At 59.7% G+C, this 19400-nt stretch carries 18 protein-coding genes; 12 read left to right on the top strand and 6 right to left on the bottom strand.

Annotation, left to right across the window (positions count from 1 at the left end; all coding sequences use genetic code 11):
- Positions 1-120: 120 nt before the first annotated feature.
- Complete coding sequence (locus ACDO57_RS18420; RefSeq protein ID WP_370884400.1) at positions 121-279, top strand: YqaE/Pmp3 family membrane protein; 159 nt, start codon at positions 121-123, stop codon at positions 277-279.
- Here ACDO57_RS18420 and ACDO57_RS18415 read toward each other — a convergent pair.
- The gene (locus ACDO57_RS18415) at positions 276-1205 is read right to left on the bottom strand and encodes a LysR substrate-binding domain-containing protein (protein WP_025759721.1); all 930 of its coding nucleotides are present in this window, start codon (positions 1203-1205) and stop codon (positions 276-278) included. The two genes, ACDO57_RS18420 and ACDO57_RS18415, sit on opposite strands and share 4 nt — an antisense overlap.
- Before the next feature lie 320 nt (positions 1206-1525).
- Between ACDO57_RS18415 and ACDO57_RS18410 the strand changes: the two genes are divergently transcribed.
- The 7 genes from ACDO57_RS18410 to ACDO57_RS18380 all read left to right on the top strand — a co-directional run bounded on the left by ACDO57_RS18410 (position 1526) and on the right by ACDO57_RS18380 (position 9930).
- Positions 1526-2131 carry an ankyrin repeat domain-containing protein gene (locus ACDO57_RS18410; protein ID WP_370884399.1) on the top strand — a complete coding sequence of 202 codons (606 nt, stop codon included), beginning with the start codon at positions 1526-1528 and terminating at the stop codon, positions 2129-2131.
- 106 nt (positions 2132-2237) lie between these two features.
- Positions 2238-3779, top strand: coding sequence for an acyl-CoA synthetase FdrA (gene fdrA / locus ACDO57_RS18405; RefSeq protein ID WP_024907674.1), 1542 nt, complete (start codon positions 2238-2240; stop codon positions 3777-3779).
- Positions 3779-5194, top strand: coding sequence for a DUF1116 domain-containing protein (locus tag ACDO57_RS18400; protein WP_370884398.1), 1416 nt, complete (start codon positions 3779-3781; stop codon positions 5192-5194). Before fdrA ends, ACDO57_RS18400 begins: the two co-directional genes overlap by 1 nt.
- Positions 5195-5205: 11 nt before the next feature.
- Entirely contained in the window at positions 5206-6759 is a 1554-nt protein-coding gene (locus tag ACDO57_RS18395) for a xanthine permease (protein WP_370884397.1), read from the top strand.
- Complete coding sequence (locus tag ACDO57_RS18390) at positions 6756-7712, top strand: carbamate kinase family protein (protein ID WP_370884396.1); 957 nt, start codon at positions 6756-6758, stop codon at positions 7710-7712. Before ACDO57_RS18395 ends, ACDO57_RS18390 begins: the two co-directional genes overlap by 4 nt.
- Before the next feature lies 1 nt (position 7713).
- Positions 7714-9093, top strand: coding sequence for an amidohydrolase family protein (locus ACDO57_RS18385; RefSeq protein ID WP_370884395.1), 1380 nt, complete (start codon positions 7714-7716; stop codon positions 9091-9093).
- A gap of 102 nt (positions 9094-9195) precedes the next feature.
- Positions 9196-9930, top strand: a complete 735-nt coding sequence (locus ACDO57_RS18380; protein ID WP_370884394.1) for a class I SAM-dependent methyltransferase — start codon at positions 9196-9198, stop codon at positions 9928-9930.
- Here the strand turns inward: ACDO57_RS18380 and ACDO57_RS18375 are convergent.
- Positions 9924-10526, bottom strand: a complete 603-nt coding sequence (locus tag ACDO57_RS18375) for a short chain dehydrogenase (RefSeq protein WP_370884393.1) — start codon at positions 10524-10526, stop codon at positions 9924-9926. The genes ACDO57_RS18380 and ACDO57_RS18375 overlap by 7 nt on opposite strands.
- Before the next feature lie 97 nt (positions 10527-10623).
- Here ACDO57_RS18375 and ACDO57_RS18370 point away from each other — a divergent pair, with 97 nt between their 5' ends.
- From ACDO57_RS18370 to ACDO57_RS18360, 3 genes are all read left to right on the top strand, one after another.
- On the top strand, positions 10624-11511 hold the full coding sequence (locus tag ACDO57_RS18370; protein ID WP_061714585.1) for a LysR family transcriptional regulator: 888 nt from the start codon (positions 10624-10626) through the stop codon (positions 11509-11511).
- 19 nt (positions 11512-11530) lie between these two features.
- Positions 11531-12712 carry a PLP-dependent aminotransferase family protein gene (locus tag ACDO57_RS18365; RefSeq protein WP_061714586.1) on the top strand — a complete coding sequence of 394 codons (1182 nt, stop codon included), beginning with the start codon at positions 11531-11533 and terminating at the stop codon, positions 12710-12712.
- Positions 12713-12797: 85 nt separating this feature from the next.
- Positions 12798-13316 carry a DUF6622 family protein gene (locus ACDO57_RS18360; RefSeq protein WP_024907665.1) on the top strand — a complete coding sequence of 173 codons (519 nt, stop codon included), beginning with the start codon at positions 12798-12800 and terminating at the stop codon, positions 13314-13316.
- A 2-nt stretch (positions 13317-13318) separates the two neighbouring features.
- Here the strand turns inward: ACDO57_RS18360 and ACDO57_RS18355 are convergent, their stop codons facing one another.
- Positions 13319-13738 (bottom strand): nuclear transport factor 2 family protein, encoded by a 420-nt coding sequence (locus ACDO57_RS18355; protein WP_370884392.1) that lies wholly within the window; start codon positions 13736-13738, stop codon positions 13319-13321.
- A 97-nt stretch (positions 13739-13835) separates the two neighbouring features.
- Here ACDO57_RS18355 and ACDO57_RS18350 point away from each other — a divergent pair, with 97 nt between their 5' ends.
- Positions 13836-14573 (top strand): helix-turn-helix domain-containing protein, encoded by a 738-nt coding sequence (locus ACDO57_RS18350; protein ID WP_370884391.1) that lies wholly within the window; start codon positions 13836-13838, stop codon positions 14571-14573.
- A 48-nt stretch (positions 14574-14621) separates the two neighbouring features.
- Here the strand turns inward: ACDO57_RS18350 and ACDO57_RS18345 are convergent, their stop codons facing one another.
- The 3 genes from ACDO57_RS18345 to ACDO57_RS18335 are packed head-to-tail and all read right to left on the bottom strand — an operon-like array spanning position 14622 to position 19397.
- Positions 14622-15791 (bottom strand): HlyD family efflux transporter periplasmic adaptor subunit, encoded by a 1170-nt coding sequence (locus tag ACDO57_RS18345; protein WP_152680680.1) that lies wholly within the window; start codon positions 15789-15791, stop codon positions 14622-14624.
- A gap of 10 nt (positions 15792-15801) precedes the next feature.
- Positions 15802-17997, bottom strand: a complete 2196-nt coding sequence (locus ACDO57_RS18340) for a type I secretion system permease/ATPase (protein WP_024908316.1) — start codon at positions 17995-17997, stop codon at positions 15802-15804.
- Complete coding sequence (locus tag ACDO57_RS18335; RefSeq protein WP_032647949.1) at positions 17994-19397, bottom strand: TolC family outer membrane protein; 1404 nt, start codon at positions 19395-19397, stop codon at positions 17994-17996. Before ACDO57_RS18335 ends, ACDO57_RS18340 begins: the two co-directional genes overlap by 4 nt.
- Positions 19398-19400: the final 3 nt, after the last annotated feature.

Below are 19400 nucleotides of genomic sequence, written 5' to 3'. Positions count from 1 at the left end.
TCAAAAGCGTAAAAGAGGGTAAACGCAGGGGAGAGAACTGGCGCAGACAGGTAAACTGGCTATTCTTAGAGATAGTTCTCTTTATTATTTTCAATGGATTAGCTTGCACGGAGTTTTGATATGGGTTTTTGGCGTATTATTTTTACCATCCTGTTGCCGCCGCTGGGCGTGCTGTTGGGCAAAGGTTTCGGCTGGGCGTTTATTATCAACATTATTCTGACGCTGCTGGGTTACATCCCGGGTCTTATCCATGCCTTTTGGGTTCAGAGTAAGAACTAAGCGCGCCAGAGTAAGTCGCTGTAGATCCCGGTCAGCACGCCCTGGGGGCCAAACTGCTGTTTGATCCAGCGCGTGACCTGGCCGGTCGCGGCATGCTGCGTGGCGAGCAGCATGCGCGAGTCCTGACGCGGGTTATTGATACGCCGCGTCACCAGCAGCCCGTCTTCCACCGCTTCCCGCGCCATATACTCCGGTAAAAAACCTATCCCTTCGCCCAGGATCTGACACTGGCATTTGGTATTAAAGTCCGGCACCAGAATGGCTTCCTGTCCGTGCAGCAGCCAGCCTACCTTCTTGTTAATGGTATGCGCAGTATCTTCCACCATGATGTTGGGGTACAGGCGCAGCTGGCTCTCCGCTATCGGTTCCGGGACGAAGGCCAGCGGGTGTTCCGGCGCGATGGCAAAGACCCAGCGGATGGCGCCGATCTCGGTGTAGTCAATCCCGCCGCCGTCGAGCAGTGTGTCCGGTGCGCCGATGGCGATATTGGCCTGGTTGTTGATGATGGAGTCCCACACCCCGTTATAGACCTCCGTGGTTACGGTGATCTGACAGGTGGGAAACTGCTTTTTCAGCACCTGCAGAAGCCGCGCGGTATGGCGCGGCGTATACAACAGCTGGTTAATACAGATGCGCACCCGCGCCTCGATGCCCTGTGAGATGGTATCAATCCCGCGCTTGATGGCGTGAAAGTCGTTAAGCAGGTCGGTGGCCTTACGGTAAAAGTAAAAGCCGGACTCGGTCAGCTCAATGCTGCGCGTGTTACGCACAAACAGCACCACGTCCAGCCCGGTCTCCATGCGCTTAATGGTGTAGCTGATGGCGGACGTGGTGACGCCCAGCTCGGCGGCGGCTTTGCTGAAGCTGCCGAAGCGTGCGGCGGTAGTAAAGGCCAGCAGGTTCTCTTCGGTAAAGATGGAATTCATATCTCACTCCCTTCAGCCATCAGTTTTGAACATATTTTAACAGCGTTGTTACAACGCATTTGAAGCCGATCACAGTTCTGGATCTTTGCTTAAAGCCCTGGTGCGTAAGGCTTCATCAGGCATAAGCATAATGCAGTCTCGAGCGCTAAAAAGCGGATAAACATAAGAAAAAGGTTGCACAGACGCACGTTTTGACCGGTTTGTTGAATTTAACTCAACAATGAATTGACTGTCGATGAATCATTTTTAAGCGGATTCTTTTATGACCAGGCTGTTGCTATTCTCAGGTCAACAGAAATAAAAACATCAGGAGTCTGAATATGTCTGCAACTGAACTCGTTACTGAATTTCTGCTGGCGGCAGAGGAGGGCAATAGCGATGCGCTAAAAGCTTGTCTGGAGAAAGGCGTGGATATTAACGCCACCAACCGCCAGAAAAGAACCGCCGTTATTATTGCCAGCCTGAAAAAACATTATGCCTGCGTAGAGTTATTAATTGCCGCCGGAGCGGATATTGATAAACAGGACCAGACCTGCTTTAACCCTTTCCTCATTAGCTGCCTGACGAATGATTTAACTCTCCTGCGGCTGGTATTGCCCGCGAACCCGGATCTCGACCGCCTGACGCGCTTTGGCGGCGTGGGCATTACGCCAGCCAGTGAAAAAGGGCACGTGGAGATCGTACGCGAGCTGCTGGAAAAAACCGATATCAACGTCAACCACACCAACTTTGTTGGCTGGACGCCGCTGCTGGAAGCCATCGTCCTAAACGACGGCGGCGCAAAGCAGCAGGCGATCGTGAAGCTGCTGCTGGATCACGGCGCGAACCCGCACATGACCGACAAATACGGCAAAACCCCGCTCGGGCTGGCACGGGAGAAAGGCTTCACTGAGATTGCCGACCTGCTGCTGGCGGCGGGCGCGTAAAGCAATCGGCCAGCCATTTCCGGCTGGCCGTTAATTCAAAAGTATTTTTACCGACGTGCATTTTGCACGACGGCGGCCCCCTTTTATCCGTATTCAGGAGAAAACAATGCCAACCAAAATCGTTATAAAAAAGAATACGTATTTTGATTCGGTGTCATTAATGTCCGTTTCCACCAAAGCCAATAAATTGCCGGGCGTCGACCAGGCGTTTGTGGCCATGGCGACGGAGATGAATAAAGGCGTATTAAAAAACCTCGGGCTATTAACGCCGGAATTAGCGGAAGCCAAAAACGGCGACCTGATGATCGTGATTAAAGGCGACGCGGCGAATGATGAAACGCTGGCCGCTATTGAAGCGCTGTTCACGCGTAAAGAGAGCGCAGGTTCCCATGAAGCTCGCTACGCGACGATTGCCAGTGCCAAAACCCATCGCCCGGACAGCAACCTTGCGGTGATTTCCGTCAACGGCACCTTCGCCGCCCGCGAGGCGCGTCAGGCGCTGGAAAACGATCTCAACGTAATGCTCTTCTCCGATAACGTGTCGCTCAACGACGAGCTGGCGCTGAAGCAGCTGGCGCACCAGAAAGGGCTGCTGATGATGGGGCCGGACTGTGGCACCGCCATCATCAACGGCGCGGGGCTGTGCTTTGCTAACGCGGTGCGCCGCGGCTCGATTGGCATCGTCGGCGCATCCGGCACCGGCAGCCAGGAGTTGAGCGTGCGCATTCACGAATTCGGCGGCGGCGTATCGCAGCTGATTGGCACCGGCGGGCGCGATCTCAGCGAGAAAATTGGCGGTCTGATGATGCTCGACGCCATCGACATGCTGGAAGCCGACGAGGGCACAGAGGTGATTGCGCTGATCTCCAAACCAGCGGCGCCTGCCGTGGCAGAAAAGGTGCTGGCCCGCGCCCGCGCCTGCCGCAAGCCGGTGGTTGTTTGCTTCCTCGGGCGCAGCGAACCGCCCGCCGATGAGGACGGCCTGCAGTTTGCGCGCGGCACCAAAGAGGCAGCCCTGAAGGCGGTCCTGCTCACCGGCATCAAAAAAGAGTCCCTTGATCTGCATCCGCTCAACTGGCCTTTGATTGAAGAGGTGCGCGCCCGCCTGACTCCGCAGCAGAAGTACATTCGCGGCCTGTTCTGCGGCGGCACCCTGTGCGACGAGGCGATGTTCGCGGCGCTAGCGAAATTCGACGACGTCTACAGCAATATCCAGCCGGATCCCGCTAAACGCCTGCAGGACGTCAGCGTCAGTAAAGCCCATACCTTCCTCGACTTTGGCGACGACGACTTCACCAACGGCAAGCCGCACCCGATGATCGACCCGACCAACCGCATCGGCCGCCTACTGCAGGAGGCCCGCGACCCGGAAGTCGGCGTTATCGTGATGGACTTCGTGCTGGGCTTCGGCGCGCACGAGGATCCGGTCGGCGTGATGCTCGACGCCATTAAGGAGGCGCAGGCCATCGCGAAAGCCGATAACCGTCCGCTGGAAATCCTCGGCTACGTGTTGGGTACCGACCAGGATCCGCAGTCGCTGGCGCAGCAGTGCCAGCTGCTGACCGACGCAGGCGTCATCTGGGCCAGCAGCAGCACCAACACCGGATTACTGGCACGCGAATTTGTCTGCAAAGGGGAGAACGCATAATGACCACCTTATTCAACCAGCCGCTGAACGTCATCAACGTCGGCATCGCGATGTTCAGCGACGATCTTAAAAAACAGCACGTACCCGTCACCCAGCTCGACTGGACGCCGCCGGGGCAGGGCAATATGCAGGTCGTTGAGGCGCTCGACCAGCTGGCGGAAAAACCGCTGGCGGAGAAGATCGCCGCCGCCAACAAGCTTGCGCTTGAGCGCATTATTCAGTCCCATCCGGTGCTGGTGGGCTATGACCAGGCGATTAACGTTGTGCCGGGGATGACCCGCACCACCATTCTGCACGCCGGTCCGCCTGTCTCCTGGGAAAACATGTGCGGCGCGATGAAGGGCGCGGTCACCGGGGCGCTGGTGTTTGAAGGGCTGGCGAAAGATCTGGACGACGCGGCACGGCTTGCCGCCTCCGGGGATATTACGTTCTCGCCGTGCCACGAGCACGACTGCGTGGGCTCGATGGCGGGCGTCACCTCCGCGTCGATGTTTATGCACATCGTTGAGAACAAAACCTACGGCAACCGCGCCTTCACCAACCTCAGCGAGCAGATGGCGAAGATCCTGCGCATGGGGGCCAACGACCAGAGCGTGATCGACCGCCTGAACTGGATGCGCGACGTGCTTGGCCCGATGCTGCGCGATGCGATGAAGATTATCGGCGAAATCGACCTGCGCCTGATGCTGGCCCAGGCGCTGCACATGGGCGACGAGTGCCACAACCGCAACAACGCGGGCACCACGCTGCTGATCCAGGCGCTGACGCCGGGGCTGATTCAGGCGGGCTATCCGGTGGCGCAGCAGCGCGAGGTATTTGAGTTTGTCGCCAGCAGCGACTACTTCTCCGGCCCGACGTGGATGGCGATGTGTAAGGCCGCGCTGGACGCCGCTCACGGGATTGAGTACAGCACCGTGGTCACTACCATGGCGCGCAACGGCTACGAGTTTGGCCTGCGCATTTCCGGCCTGCCGGGGCAGTGGTTCACCGGCCCGGCGCAGCAGGTGATCGGCCCGATGTTCGCGGGCTATAAGCCGGAAGACTCCGGGCTGGATATCGGCGACAGCGCCATCACCGAAACCTACGGCATCGGCGGTTTTGCGATGGCGACGGCCCCGGCAATCGTTGCGCTGGTGGGCGGCACGGTGGAGGAAGCTATCGACTTCTCCCGCCAGATGCGCGAAATCACCCTCGGCGAAAACCCGAACGTCACCATTCCGCTGCTCTCGTTTATGGGGGTTCCGACCGCTATCGACATCACCAGAGTCGCGGGCAGCGGCATTCTGCCGGTGATTAACACCGCCATTGCCCACAAAGACGCGGGCATCGGCATGATTGGGGCGGGCATCGTTCACCCGCCGTTTAGCTGTTTTGAAAAGGCGCTGTTGACCTTCCGCGATCGCTACTTTTTATAAGGCAAGCATCCATGAAAAACATGAAGCTGGAGTGGAAAAGAGGTGACTGGGCGGCGTATTTCGGGTTGATGACCAACAACCTGACCAATTTGCTGACCATGATGGGGCTGCTCATTTTTGTCGTCGGCATCCCGAAGGAGATTGTTTATGGACGCATCGCGCCGGCCTTCGGGCTGGCGGTGCTGACCGCGAGTATTTGCTATGCCTGGTTCGGCATGCAGATGGCGCGCGCCACCGGACGAACGGACGTCACCGCGCTGCCGTCCGGCCCGAGCGCGCCGTCAATTTTTACCGTGACCTTCCTGGTGCTGATGCCGGTTTATCAGCAGACCGGTGATGCGGAGTTTGCCATCCAGATTGGCCTGGTGTGGTGCTTTGTTGAGGCGATGATCCTCGCGGGCGGCTCGTTTTTAGGGGAAACCATCCGCAAGATGATCCCGCGCACCGTGCTGCTGTCGTGCCTGTCCGGTTTGGGTCTACTGCTGCTGGCGATGAACCCGATGCTGCAGGCGTTCGAAGCGCCGACAGTGTCGTTTATCGTGCTGCTGCTGATTTTCATTAACTGGTTTGGCAAAAAGCCGATTTTCGCCCGCATCCCGACCGGCCTGCTGCTGCTGATAGCCGGTACCGCACTGGCGTGGATCTCCGGCCTGCAAAGCCCGGAAGCGATTAAAGCGTCCATGTCATCCTTCGGCTTTAACCCGCCGCAGATGCACGTGGAGGGCTTCCTGCAGGGCCTGCCGCACGCGCTGCCGTATCTTGCCTCTGCCGTGCCGCTGGGGCTGGCGAACTACATCTTTGACCTGGAAAACATCGAAAGCGCCCACGCGGCGGGGGATGAATATCCGACGCGTAAAGTCATGCTGGCGAACGGTCTGGCCTCCATGCTCGGTTGCCTGATGGGGAACCCGTTCCCGGTGACGGTCTACGTCGGCCATCCCGGCTGGAAAGCGATGGGGGCGAGCATCGGCTACACGCTGGCCTCCGGCGTGACCATGTTCATCGTGCCGCTGTTCGGGCTGGGGGCGTTTATGCTCGCCATCATTCCGATGACCGCCATCGTGCCGATTCTGGTGTTTATCGGCGTGGTCACCGCCAATCAGGTGGTAAGGGAAACGCCAAAGGTGGAGGTACCCGTGATCTTCATCTGTCTGTTCCCGTGGATCGCCAACTGGGCGCTGACCATGATGAACAGCGTGATGGGTGCGGCGGGCACCAGCGCGGCGAAGATCGGTACCGACGTGCTGCACAGCAAAGGGATCTACTACGAAGGATTAGTCCATCTGGGGAACGGGGCACCGCTCGCCAGCATGCTGTGGGGCTGTATCGCCATTTTCGCCATCATCAACAAACCGCTGCGCGGCGCCGTGGCCGCTGCGTGTGGGGCGCTGCTGGCGCTGTTTGGGGTGATCCACGCCCCGGTCGTGGGCTTTGCCGAAGGCAGCTCGCTGATGTTCGTCACCGCGTATCTGATGATGGGCGGCATGTTTGTGGTGAAGCATGTGCTGGATAGCCGCGAAGCGGCGAACGCTGCGCCGGGTACCGTTGCGAAGGAGCACGTATGAAAGAGCTTATGGTTGTCGCCATTGGCGGTAACAGCATTATCAAAGACAACGCCAGCCAGTCGGTTGAACATCAGGCGCAGGCGGTGAAAGCGGTGGCAGAGTCGGTGCTGGAAATGCTGGCCTCCGACTATGACATCGTGCTCACCCACGGCAACGGCCCTCAGGTGGGGCTGGATCTGCGCCGCGCCGAAATCGCCCACGAGCGGGAAGGACTGCCGCTGACCCCGCTGGCAAACTGTGTGGCGGACACCCAGGGCGGCATCGGCTACCTGATCCAGCAGGCGCTGAACAACCGCCTGGCCGCGCGCGGGGAGCAAAAAGCAGTTACGGTCGTCACGCAGGTGGAGGTGGATAAAAACGATCCCGGTTTTACGCGCCCGACGAAACCTATCGGTGCGTTCTTCAGCGAGGCGCAGCGCGACGAGCTGCAGCGCGCGCACCCGGACTGGCGTTTTGTTGAGGACTCCGGCCGTGGCTATCGCCGCGTGGTGGCTTCACCGCAGCCGCTGCGGATTGTCGAGGCGGATGCCATTAAGACGCTCACTCAAAAAGGATACGTGGTGATCGGCGCGGGCGGCGGCGGTATTCCCGTGGTGCGCAGCGAACAGGGCGATTACCAGAGCGTCGACGCGGTGATTGATAAAGATCTCTCCACCGCGCTGCTGGCGCGGGAGATTGGCGCCGACGTGCTGGTGATTACCACCGGCGTGGAAAAGGTGTGCGTCAACTTCGGCAAGCCAAACCAGCAGGCGCTGGACATCGTTAACGTGGCGCAGATGAGGCGTTATATGGAGGAAGGCCACTTCCCGGCAGGAAGCATGCTGCCCAAAATCGTCGCTTCGCTGGAATTCTTACACCACGGCGGCAAACGCGTGATTATCACCTCGCCGGACTGCCTGCCCGCCGCGCTGCGCGGGGAAACCGGTACCCATATTGTGAATGAAGGAAGATAAGATGAGTGAAAACAAAAGCCGCCGTGAATTTATCAGCCAGAGCGGCAAAATGGTGACCGCCTGTGCGCTGTTTGGCGCGACCGGCTCCGTCGCGTATGCTGCTGACTCCGCAAAGCCAACCTGCGAGACCGGCAAACCGATGAGCATCACCGCAAAACACTACTACCTCGACAACGTGCTGCTGGAGGCCGGGTTTAACGTCGACGGCGGCGTGGCGACGAGCACCCGCACCGAACTGAAAACGCTGGAGATTAAAGACGGGAAGATCGTCGCCCTGCGCGACAACAAGCGCCACGCCGACGCCACGCTGCCGCACTACGATGCGGGCAACAAGCTGATGCTCCCGGCGATGCGCGACATGCACATTCACCTGGATAAAACCTTCTACGGCGGTCCGTGGCGATCCCTGAACCGCCCGGCGGGCACCACGATTCAGGACATGATCCGCCTTGAGCAGAAGCTGCTGCCCGAGCTGCAGCCCTACACCCAGGAGCGTGCGGAAAAGCTGATCGATCTGATCCAGTCGAAAGGCTCCACCATCGCCCGCAGCCACTGCAACATTGAGCCGGTTTCCGGCCTGAAAAACCTGGAAAACCTGCAGGCTGTGCTGGCGCGCCGCAAAGCGGGTTTTGACTGCGAAATCGTCGCCTTCCCGCAGCACGGGCTGCTGCTGTCGAATTCTGAAAAGCTCATGCGCGAGGCGATGCAGGCCGGGGCGCACTACGTGGGCGGGCTGGATCCAACCAACGTTGACGGCGCGATGGAGAAATCTCTCGATACCATGTTCCAGATTGCGCTGGACTACGACAAAGGGGTGGATATTCACCTGCACGAAACCAGCCCGGCGGGCGTGGCGGCGGTGAACTACATGGTCGAAACCGTGGAGAAAACGCCGGAGCTGAAGGGCAAGCTGACCATCAGCCATGCCTTCGCGCTGGCGACGCTCAACGAGCAGCAGGTGGATGAGATCGCCACCCGCATGGCGGCGCAGCAGGTGACCATCGCCTCTACCGTGCCGATTGGCACCCTGCATATGCCGCTGAAGCAGTTGCGCGAGAAGGGCGTGTTCGTGATGACGGGGACCGACAGCGTAATCGACCACTGGTCGCCGTACGGTCTGGGGGACATGCTGGAGAAAGCGAATCTCTATGCGCAGCTCTATATTCGCCCAAACGAGCAGACGCTCTCCCGCGCGCTGGGGATTGCGACCGGCGACGTGCTGCCGCTGAACGACAAAGGCGAGCGCGTGTGGCCGAAAGCGCAGGATGACGCCAGCTTTGTGCTGGTGGATGCCTCCTGTTCCGCCGAAGCCGTGGCGCGTATTTCCCCGCGTACCGCAACGTTCCATAAGGGAAATCTGGTCTGGGGCGTAGTGGGTTGATGTGCATTTCTCCCTCTCCCTGTGGGAGAGGGTTGGGGTGAGGGCATCAGGCCGCAGGCAATGCTTTATACTGGGAGTCACATTCTTAAAGAGGGATCTGCCATGGCACAAAACATCTACGACAACCCGGCGTTTTTCGAAGGCTACGCCCAGCTTCCGCGCTCGGTTCAGGGTCTGGACGGCGCGCCGGAGTGGCCTGCGCTTAAGGCCATGCTGCCGGATTTAACCGACAAATCGGTTGTCGATCTCGGCTGCGGCTACGGCTGGTTCTGCCGCGCCGCGCGTGAGCTGGGCGCGGCTCACGTCACGGGGGTCGATATCTCAGAAAAGATGCTCGCCCGCGCGGCTGAACTGACTGACGACGCACGGATTCACTATCAGCGTAGCGATCTGGAATCACTCAAGCTCAACGAGAACAGTATCGATCTGGTCTACAGCTCGCTGGCGCTGCACTACCTGCCGGAGCTGGATACCCTGTTTGCGAAGGTTCAGCGCGCGCTTAAGCCCGGCGGCAGCCTGGTCTTTTCGATGGAGCACCCAATATATACCTGCGCCTCCCGTCAGGGCTGGCTGACCGACGATAGCGGCGAGCGGTTCTGGGGCGTGAACCATTATCAGGACGAAGGCCAGCGCGTCAGCAACTGGCTGGCGGACGGGGTGATCAAATACCACCGCACGCTGGGCACCACGCTTAACGCGCTCATCAGGGCTGGATTAACGATAAGCGAGGTCAACGAGTGGGGGCCAACGCAGGCGCAGATTGACGCCTGGCCCGCGCTGGCCGAAGAGGCGGAGCGCCCGATGCTGGTGCTGATCGCCGCCCGTAAGGATCAGTAGCCGACCTTGTATACGCGCCCGGTCTGCACGCCTTCCACGCTGCGACGATAGGCCTGCGCCACGGTCGCGGCGGGAACGCTTTCAAAACCCGGGAAGAAGCCATCGTACGTGTCGACCGATTCGGTGAGCACCGTCGGGCTGATCAGGTTGATGCGGATCCCGCGCGGCAGCTCGCAGGCTGCCGCGCGAACAAACCCTTCCAGCGCCGCATTCACCGTGGTGGCGTTCACGCCCTGCGCAATCGGCTCGTGCGCCACGATCCCACTTATCAACGTAATCGAGCCGCCTTCATTCAGGTAGTGCTGGCCGGTCAGCGCCAGGCGCACCTGCCCCAGCAACTTATCCTGCAGCCCCTGGTTAAAGTCGCTGTCTTTCATGGTCGCGAGCGGGCCGAAGTAGAGGCCGCCGCTGGCGGACACAATCGCATCTACCGGGCCGATTTTCTCGAACAGCGCCTGGACGCTCGCCTGCGAGGTGATATCCATCTGCTCGTCGCCCTGCGTGCGACCGACGCGGATGACCTCGTGGCGATGACTCAGCTCTTCCGTTACCGCACGACCGACCGTACCGCTGGCACCAATAATGACGATTTTCATAGCTGACTCCTTCTGTTGTGAGCCTTTATTCTTTAATAAATCAAAATACGGATAAACTGGGCTAAAGTTAGAAGATTGCTAACCAGAGATTTGGAATATGGATAAGCTCCGCAGCATGGAGACGTTTATTGCCGTGGTGGAAAGCGGCAGCTTTACCGGTGCGGCGGCACGGCTGGAGATGTCGGCGGTGATGGTGGGCAAGTACGTTGCGCTGCTGGAAGCACAGCTCGGCACCCGCCTGCTGGAGCGTAACACGCGCCGTCAGAGCCTGACGGATGCCGGACGCGTCTATTTCGATGAGGCGAAGCGGGTGCTGGAGCAGGTCTCCATTGCTGAGAATGCAGTCGAGCGGCTCCGTGCTGCACCTGCCGGAACGTTGCGCGTCACGGCACCCACGTCGTTTGGCGGCTGCGTGATTGCCCCGCTGACGGCCACCTTTTTGCAGCGCTACCCGGAGGTACGCATCGAGCTGGATCTCACCAACCGGATGGTCGATCTGGTGGAGGAGGGCGTCGATCTGGCCATTCGCATTGGTGACGTTCGCAACGACGATCTGGTGGCGAAATATCTGTGCCCCTACAACATGGTGATCTGCGCCGCACCGGACTATTTAGCGCGACACGGCACGCCGCAAACGCCAGACGATCTGGTGGATCATCTCTGTCTTTCGCACACGGTGTGGACTGCACGTAACGAGTGGCGGCTGCCGGGCGTGGAAGGAGAGGTGCGCTGGAAGCGGGATGCGATCTTAAGATGTAACGACGGCTACGGCTTACGCATGGCGGCGCGGGCCGGGGCGGGGCTGTTGCTGCAACCGGAAGTGCTGGTGGCGGAAGAACTGGCAAGCGGCAGGCTGGTGCGCGTGCTTGAGCCGTTCACGCCCGCGCCAAGGCCGGTGCATTTATTGTGGCGTCAGGATTTACGTCAACTGCCTAAGCTTACGGAATTTATCGCCCATATTCTGCTAAGATTGGGCACAATATAAAAAAGAAGGTAATCAAAGAATGTCTGCAAACAAACTCGCCAGCAGCGCGCAGGGCCTGCAATCATCTGCCATCCGTGAATTATTAAAACATAGCAAAATGGCAGGGGTGATATCGCTGGGCGGGGGTATTCCTAATCCCGATCTGTTCGATCACGAAGGGCTTAAAATTGCTGCCGATGCCGTCTTATCTCAGCATTTTAGCGAGGCGTTCCAGTACGGCCTGACGGAAGGCGTACCGGGACTGCGCGAGGAAATTAAACGCATCTGCGAGGGGCGCGGTATCGCCTGTAAGGCCGATGATGTCGTTATTACTTCCGGCTCGCAGCAATCTCTTGACGTGCTGGCGCGTGCGTTAATCAACCCGGGTGACACCGTTGTGGTTGAGCGTCCAACCTATCTTGCCGCGCTGCAGGTCTTCGGCCTGGCGCAGGCCAACTTTGAATCCGTTGGCACCGACGGCGACGGTATGAAGGTGGACGAACTTGAGGCCCTGGTGGCAAAGAAAGCCATCAAAGCGGTCTATATTGTTCCGACGTTTGGCAACCCTGGCGGGGTAACCCTTTCTGAAGCGCGCCGTAAGCAGCTGGTGGAATTATCAAAGCGCTATGACTTCGTGATTATTGAAGACGATCCGTACAGCGAAATTAATTATACCGATGAAGTCTTCCGCCCGTTAATCGCCCATGCCAAAGATATCGGCAATGAAGAGAACGTGGTGTATACCTCAACCTTCTCTAAAATTCTCGCGCCGGGGACTCGCGTAGGCTGGGTGCTGGTACCGGAATGGCTGAAGCGCGCGGTAGTGAACCTTAAGCAAACCACCGATCTGCACACCAGCACGCTGTCGCAGCTGATGACGTATGAATACCTGAAAACAGGTCGTCTGGCCGATCAGATTAAAATGATCCGCGAAGCCTATCGCCAGAAATACCAGACGTTCGCAACCGAGCTGGAGGCCGAGCTGGGCGACGTGATGTCGTTCCACAAGCCGAAGGGCGGGATGTTCCTGTGGGCGAAGATGAATAATGGTAGTAACACCACCCGCTGGCTTGAAAAAACGTTAAGCAACGGCGTAGTATTTGTGCCTGGCGAGTTTTTCTACTGCAATGAGCCAGACCCAACGACGCTGCGCATGTCATTTGTGACGCCAACGGATGAAGATCTGAAAGAGGCGGTTCAACGCCTGAAAAAATCGCTCTAAAAGAGCTGCGCATAATGGCTTTCCTGCCGTTATGCGCAATACGCGTTCAGGGCGGCACGGGCCGCTATCGTTCATGGTGAGTTCCATGTTTGAATTTCTGATCGGTGTCGTTACCCACACGCCCGTCTGGGTGTGGGTGCTGTTTATCTTCCTCATCTCTCGCGGCATTAAAGCCCGCAGGCCCGCTACCGTTACGCTGGAGAGGCTTGCCATCATTCCCGCTATCTTTCTTCTCTGGGATATCTACGATCTGGTGGTCTACCGCACGTTAACCCCCGGGTCTGTCGCATTGTGGACGGCGGGGATCCTCGCCGGGGCCGCGCTGGGGTATTTCCTGATTAAGCAGGCGGTTATCACCCGCGCAGAGGCGCCGCGCACCCTTTTCCGCCAGGCAGACTACACCGCGCTGCCGTTTATGATGCTGGCGTTCGGGGTCAAGTATGTGCTGGGCGTGATGAGCGCTGTCTCTCCCCAGACGATGCAGCAGCCCGCCATGAGCGCGCTGGCGATCGTCTCCGGCGGCGTGTTTGCCGGTGTGTTTATTGGGAAATTTGCGCGCTATATTGGCGTGTATAACAGCGCCGCACCGCGCCCGGCGGAGTGACGTTATTCTGTCGCGTGTGCCAGCGTGCGGTCTGCAGCATCGCCGCTGAGTGCTCGCGTGACTTCATGGATCCGCCAGATTTTCCCTTCACGCAGCGCGGCAAACAGGTAAACCTCGATCTCTGCCTGACGACCATCAGGATACGTGACCGTCACGATATGCCGCTCAGCCAGAAGTTCGTCATGACAGGCTATCTCCACCACGGTAAAGGCGATCGTGCGGATCTGTGAGCTTACGTGGCTCAGATGCTGGACAAAACCCCGGTAGTCAAGCGCGTGATCGTCCGTAAACTGCTGGTAATCGGGCGTAAATACCTCTTCAGGACCGATATCGCCGTTGAATAAGCAGGTTAACAGGCACGCCATCTTTTCGCGCTGCGCGGCGTTGTCGGTGTCGGCTATCAGGGACGTGATAATGCTCATGCGGGCTCCTTATGTGATTGAGTCCCCATTATCCTTGACAGCCGAAGACGTAGTTTCTGTAATGCGTCGATGAATAACGATTTTCGGTCAAAATGAGATGGTCAGTTTTGAAACGCTCCGTCATCCCGGCGGGTATCGAACGCCGTGGCATAGTCATCGCACCGGCCAGCTGTGGCGCATTGCAACGGGTCTGTTGGTCATTGAGACGCAGCAGGCGCGCTCGGTCGTACCGGCAAAACACATCGGCTGGATCCCGCCAGGTCAGCAGCACGCCGCTTTTTCTGAAAGTGAGATAGAAGGCTGCGCTATCTATCTTGAACCCGCCAGCTGTGCAGGGCTTCCCGATACGCCCGCGCTGTTCGAGCCCGACGATCTGACCCATGCTCTGTTTAGCCGTTTATGTGGTGCAGAGAGTGAGTACGATCCGCGAAAGCTGACTTTGCTGCTGGATGAGCTTGCCCTGACGCCCCAGGCTCACTTTTCTCTTCCCGTGCCGACGGATCCGCGTATGAAGAACGTGGTCAGCCATTTGCTGCAGTTTGTCGATGATAACCAGACGGTCGAGAGTCATGCTATTCATGCTGGGATGAGCGTACGTACGTTCAATCGTCGGTTTAGTGCCCAGACCGGAATGAACTTTGTTAACTGGCGGCAGCTGGCACGCGTCATGCGGGCAATGGAGTGGCTGGCGGCAGGGAAGCCGGTAGGGTGGATTGCGCTGTCCTGCGGCTACAGCAGCGTCAGCGCATTTATTGAGGTTTTCAGAGCATGGACCGGTAAAACACCGGGGCAGTGGGCGATGTTGCGGTCTGATGCCCTCCCCACGTCCCGCTGAGCTTTACAATGTAGGCCGGGTAAGGCGAAGCCGCCACCCGGCGATTGACTACCGCTCCCTCAGCGCCTCTTTCGCCCGGTTAAACGGCTTAATCAGATAATCCAGCACCGTTTTCTCGCCGGTCTTAATGTCCACCGTGGCAATCATCCCCGGCACAATCGAGAAGTGCCTGCCCGCCTTATTCACCAGGTAATCCTGGCTGGTGCGGATAAACACCCGGTAATAGAACACCTCCGGCTTGGCCTCGTCCTGGATGGTATCCGGAGAAATCGTCTCCACGACCCCGTGCAGCCCGCCGTAAATGGCGTAATCGTAGGCGGTGATCTTCACCAGCGCCTCCTGGTTCGGGTGGATAAAGGCGATGTCGCGCGGCGACAGGCGGGTTTCAATCAGCAGGTGATCGTCTACCGGCACAATTTCCATCAGCTCGCCGTTGGGCGGGATCACCCCGCCGATGGTGGTGACCTTGATGTTTTTGACGATCCCGCGCACCGGGGATTTTACCGTCAGACGGGTGACGGAATCCTGGCGGCCCTTGAGGATGGCCGAAACCATATCCACCTCCGCGTTGGCCTTGGAGAGCGCCTCGCGCGCCTGGACGTAATACTGCGAGCGCACGTCGGTGAGCTTCAGCTCCAGATCGCTTTTCTGCCGCTGCAGGCGCAGCACCTCCACGTGGCTGGCGGCCCCGGTTTTCACCAGACGCTGGGTGATGGCCAGCTCTTTATTGGCGAGATCTAACGCGGCGCGCAGCTCCCGCTGGGTATCCTCCAGCTGCGCGCGGCGCGAGTTGTACAGCCGCGTTTCGTCGGCAATCAGATCCGGCCATTTTGCCAGCGAAGGGGGAAACTTCAGCGGGAGATCGTTCACCTCGGCGTACAGGCGGGCGCTGGAGGCCAGTGAAGCCCGGTAGCGCGCCGCGCTTTCGCCGACGTTTGATTCGGAACGGGTAGGATCAAGCCGCGCCAGCACCTGTCCGGCCTGCACCTGATCCCCCTCGTGGACGTTCAGCTCGGTGAGGATCCCCCCGTCCAGCGACTGTAAAACCTGCTCGCGCGAGCTGGGGATCACTTTACCCGAGCCGGTTGACACCTCATCCAGCATGCCAAACCACGCCCAGACGCCCAGCGCCACGAACATCAGCAGCGAGAAGATCACGATCCGACGCGCGCCGGTGTAGCCGCTTTCGGAGTCGAGGGCGTTATCCAGATCGTCCATTGCCGCCACGTCACGCTGACTGATTTTCATTTTTCCACTCCCGTCCGGTTGCTGCCTGCTGCTGTTGCTGCATACGGCTGTTGTTCAGCGCCTGGGCTTTTGGCGCGTCCATCACCAGCATCCCCTCTTTCAACACCACGACGCGCTCCACCAGCTCCAGCACCGGTACGCGATGCGTGGCGACAATCAGGGTGCGGTGCCCGAGCCAGTCGCCCAGGCGCTGGATGAATTCCCGCTCGGTGTGCTCGTCGAGCGACGCGGTGGGTTCATCCATCAGCACGATATTCGGATCGCGCAGGAGCATTCGTGCCAGCAGAATCGACTGGCGCTGCCCGCCGGATAACCCCACGCCGTTTTCCATGATCGGGTAGTCCAGCCCTTTGGGCAGCTTCTGCACAAAGCCTGCCGCGCCGGTCAGCTCCAGCGCCTCAAAGATCTCTTCGTCGGTAGCGCGCGGCATGCCGAGGGTAATGTTTTCGCGCAGGGTGCCGTAAAACAGACGCGCATTCTGGGTCATAAAGCCGACGTTGCGCCGGACGTCGGCAACGTCGAGATGCGGCAGGCTGAAGTTATCAAGTCGCAGCTCGCCGGCTGCCAGATCCATCCCGCCCGCCATGGCCTGCAGCAGGGTCGATTTGCCCGCGCCGTTGCGCCCGAGGATCGCCACTTTCTCACCCGGGCGGATCTCCAGCCGGTTAATGCGCAGCGCCATACGCGGATCGTCCGGCTGATAGCGGAACTGCGCCTGCTCGAAGAGGTAGTGACCGCGCAGCACGTCCTGGCGGATCGGTGTCTCCTCGCGCTGGTTTTCGGTGGGAAGCTGCATGATGCTGTCCAGCCCCTCTTTTGCCGCTTTGACCTGCTGCCAGCGCGCCAGCACGCCGCACAGCGTCGCCATCGGGGCGATCATGCGGGAGGCCAGCATCGACGCGGCGACCACCGAGCCGGTGGTCAGGGTGCCGTCGATCACCATCGGCGCGCCGACCACAATCACTCCGGCGTAAACCAGGCTCTGGATGGTCATGCCCCAGCTGATCAGGTTCTGCGTCAGCTCGCGGGTGCGCAGGCCGGATTCGGCGGTGATCTGGATATAGCTGTTCCACTGCTGCAAAAAGCGGTTTTCCGCCTGCATCAGCTTGATGTCCTCCAGCCCCTGCACGCTCTCCACCAGCACCGCGTTGCGCAGGGTCGATTCATGAGCTGACTGTTTCGCCAGCTCCGCCAGCTTCTTTTGCAGCAGCAGGCCGGGCAGGACCATGATCACCGCCGCGACCGGGGCGATCCACGCCAGCTGCGGGGCGATGATCGCCAGCACCACCACGAACAGTAAAAAGAAGGGCAGGTCGACAATCGTCGAGATGGTGGACGAGGTGACCATCTCGCGGATCTGCTCCAGCTCGCGCAGCTGTGAGATAAAGCTCCCGGTGGAGCGGGGGATCGCGCTGTTGCGCAGCCGCAGCGCGTGGCCGAATACGCGATCCGAGACGCGCATATCCGAGCGCTTGCCCAGCAGATCCATAATGTGCCCGCGCGCCACGCGCAGCACAAAGCCAAACAGGGTGGCAATCAGCACCCCGATGGTCAGGACGTACAGCGTCGGGTAGGACTGGGCGGGGATCACCCGGTCATAGACCTGCATGGAAAAGACGATCCCGGAAAGCGACAGCACGTTGATAAACAGCGCGGCCAGCATTACCCAGCTGTAGGGGCGGAGATCGCGCATCACCAGCCGGTAGAGCCAGTCCGGTCGGTATTTTGAGATATAGGCGTCCACGCGGCTGTCCTTCAGCGCGGCGAGTGGACGCAGGGCAATAACGTGGCGGATAGCGGGCAGCATCGCCGTCATCGACAGCCGGTTGGTGTAGGTCTCATCGCCGAAAAAGCTGACTTCCAGCGTGTCATCGCCGTCGAAGTGCTCGATCGCACCGACCCGGCCGTCATTCAGCGCCACCACCACCGGCAGACGCCAGCTGTTGATCGACTGCTGGTCAGCGGTGAGCAGTTGAAACGACAACCCCGCCTCACGCGCCAGCTGGGTGAGGGCGGGTACCATCGGTTTGCCTTTCAGCCACGGTGCGCCTGCGATCAGCGCGCCGGGCGAGCAGGCGACGCGGTAGCGCGTGGCGATAAAGCCAAAGGCCTGCGCCCACTGCGCCAGCGCCTCATCCGTCATGTTTTCACCCTGCGGGATATCACGCTGCTTCATGGCTGGATCTCCACGGTCTGGATGGTGCGGTTATCAAGATCGAACGCATGACGCAGCTGCCCGGTGTTATACAGGCAGTTGAGCTGCAGCTGGTGCAGCTGACCGAGGGTCTGCTGCTGGGTGAAGCGCGCCTGATAGACCTCCTGTTCTGCGTTGAGCACGTCGAGCAGCGGGCGCGAGCCGAGGTCAAGATACTGCTGCTGGTACAGTTCGCGGGTGCGGGCGCTGAGCGCCTCCTGGCGGCCCTGGATTTGCAGCGTGCTTTGCAGGCTCATCACCTGACTGCGGGCTTCCAGCAGTTTCTGGCGAACATCAAGGCGCGTGCGCTGAATGGTGGACTGCGCCGCCTCCACCGCGTGTCCGGCAGCGTTACGCCGGGCGGTGAGGCCGCCGCCCTGATAGAGCGGCATCTGCACTTTCACCCATGCGGAATACTGGGTGCGATCCCGCGTTTCGCTGCCTGCATAGCGGTCGTTCATGTAGTGACGCACCTCCGGCTCCAGTGAGACGGTTGGCGTCATCTGCGCGTCGGCGTAGTCGAGGTTAGCCTGGGCGACGTTAGCCTGCGCCCAGGCAGCGAGAACGGCGGGAACCAGACGGTCGTCCGGCTCGGCGATATCGCAGCTCCGGCCCAGCTTTTGCGGAAAGTCATTGCTGATCGTGTTCAGGCTGTTCCAGCCGAGAAAGCTCATCAGCGTGGCGCGGGCGCTGTCCAGGCTGGCCTGGTACTGCATCAGCTGGGCGCGCGCACCTTCGATACGCGCATCGGTCTGCACCACGTCAGAGAGCGACGTGGCGCCCTCGTCGTTACGCTGGCGGGTCAGCGTGCCGATGGAAGAGAGGGCTTCAAGCTGCTCTTTGGCGGTGTCGACCATCTGCTGCCAGGTTTGCACCTGTACCATGGCGACGGCGGTATCGTGGGCGATGGTGTCGATACTCACCAGCACGTTGGCCTGCTGCTGGGCAACGCCAGCGCTTTCGGCGCGCACCTGGCTGGCTACTTTGCCAAAGTCGTAGAGCATTTGTGAGAGAGAAAGCACCAGCGACGGCGTAAAGCCGTTCTGATCGCCATCGTGGGAATAACCGTTGTCCACGCCGGCATTAATCTGCGGATAGTATTTTGATTTCGCGACGTCCACCTCTTCGCTCTGCTGGTAGAGTTTGCCCACGGCTTCGCTGATGGCCGGGTGCCAGGTAACGGCGCGGTTGACGGCCTCGCCAAGCTGCAATGAACCTGGAGCGGCGTTGCCTGCTACCGGGGCCACGCGCCCGTTGAGTGAGGGGAGTTCCTGCGTTTCGCGAAGCTGTCCGGTATTGATGGTTGCCGCCGGATTTGCGCAGAAAGCGGGCACAGATATCAGGCAGCACGAGAGCCACCAGTAAGGCATCTTCATTCCCATGTC

The organism is Enterobacter cloacae complex sp. 2015409, from assembly GCF_041365315.1.
Lineage (GTDB): Bacteria > Pseudomonadota > Gammaproteobacteria > Enterobacterales > Enterobacteriaceae > Enterobacter > Enterobacter pseudoroggenkampii.
Note: the sequence above shows the minus strand (reverse complement) of the source record. Positions and strands in the feature narration are given on the sequence as shown.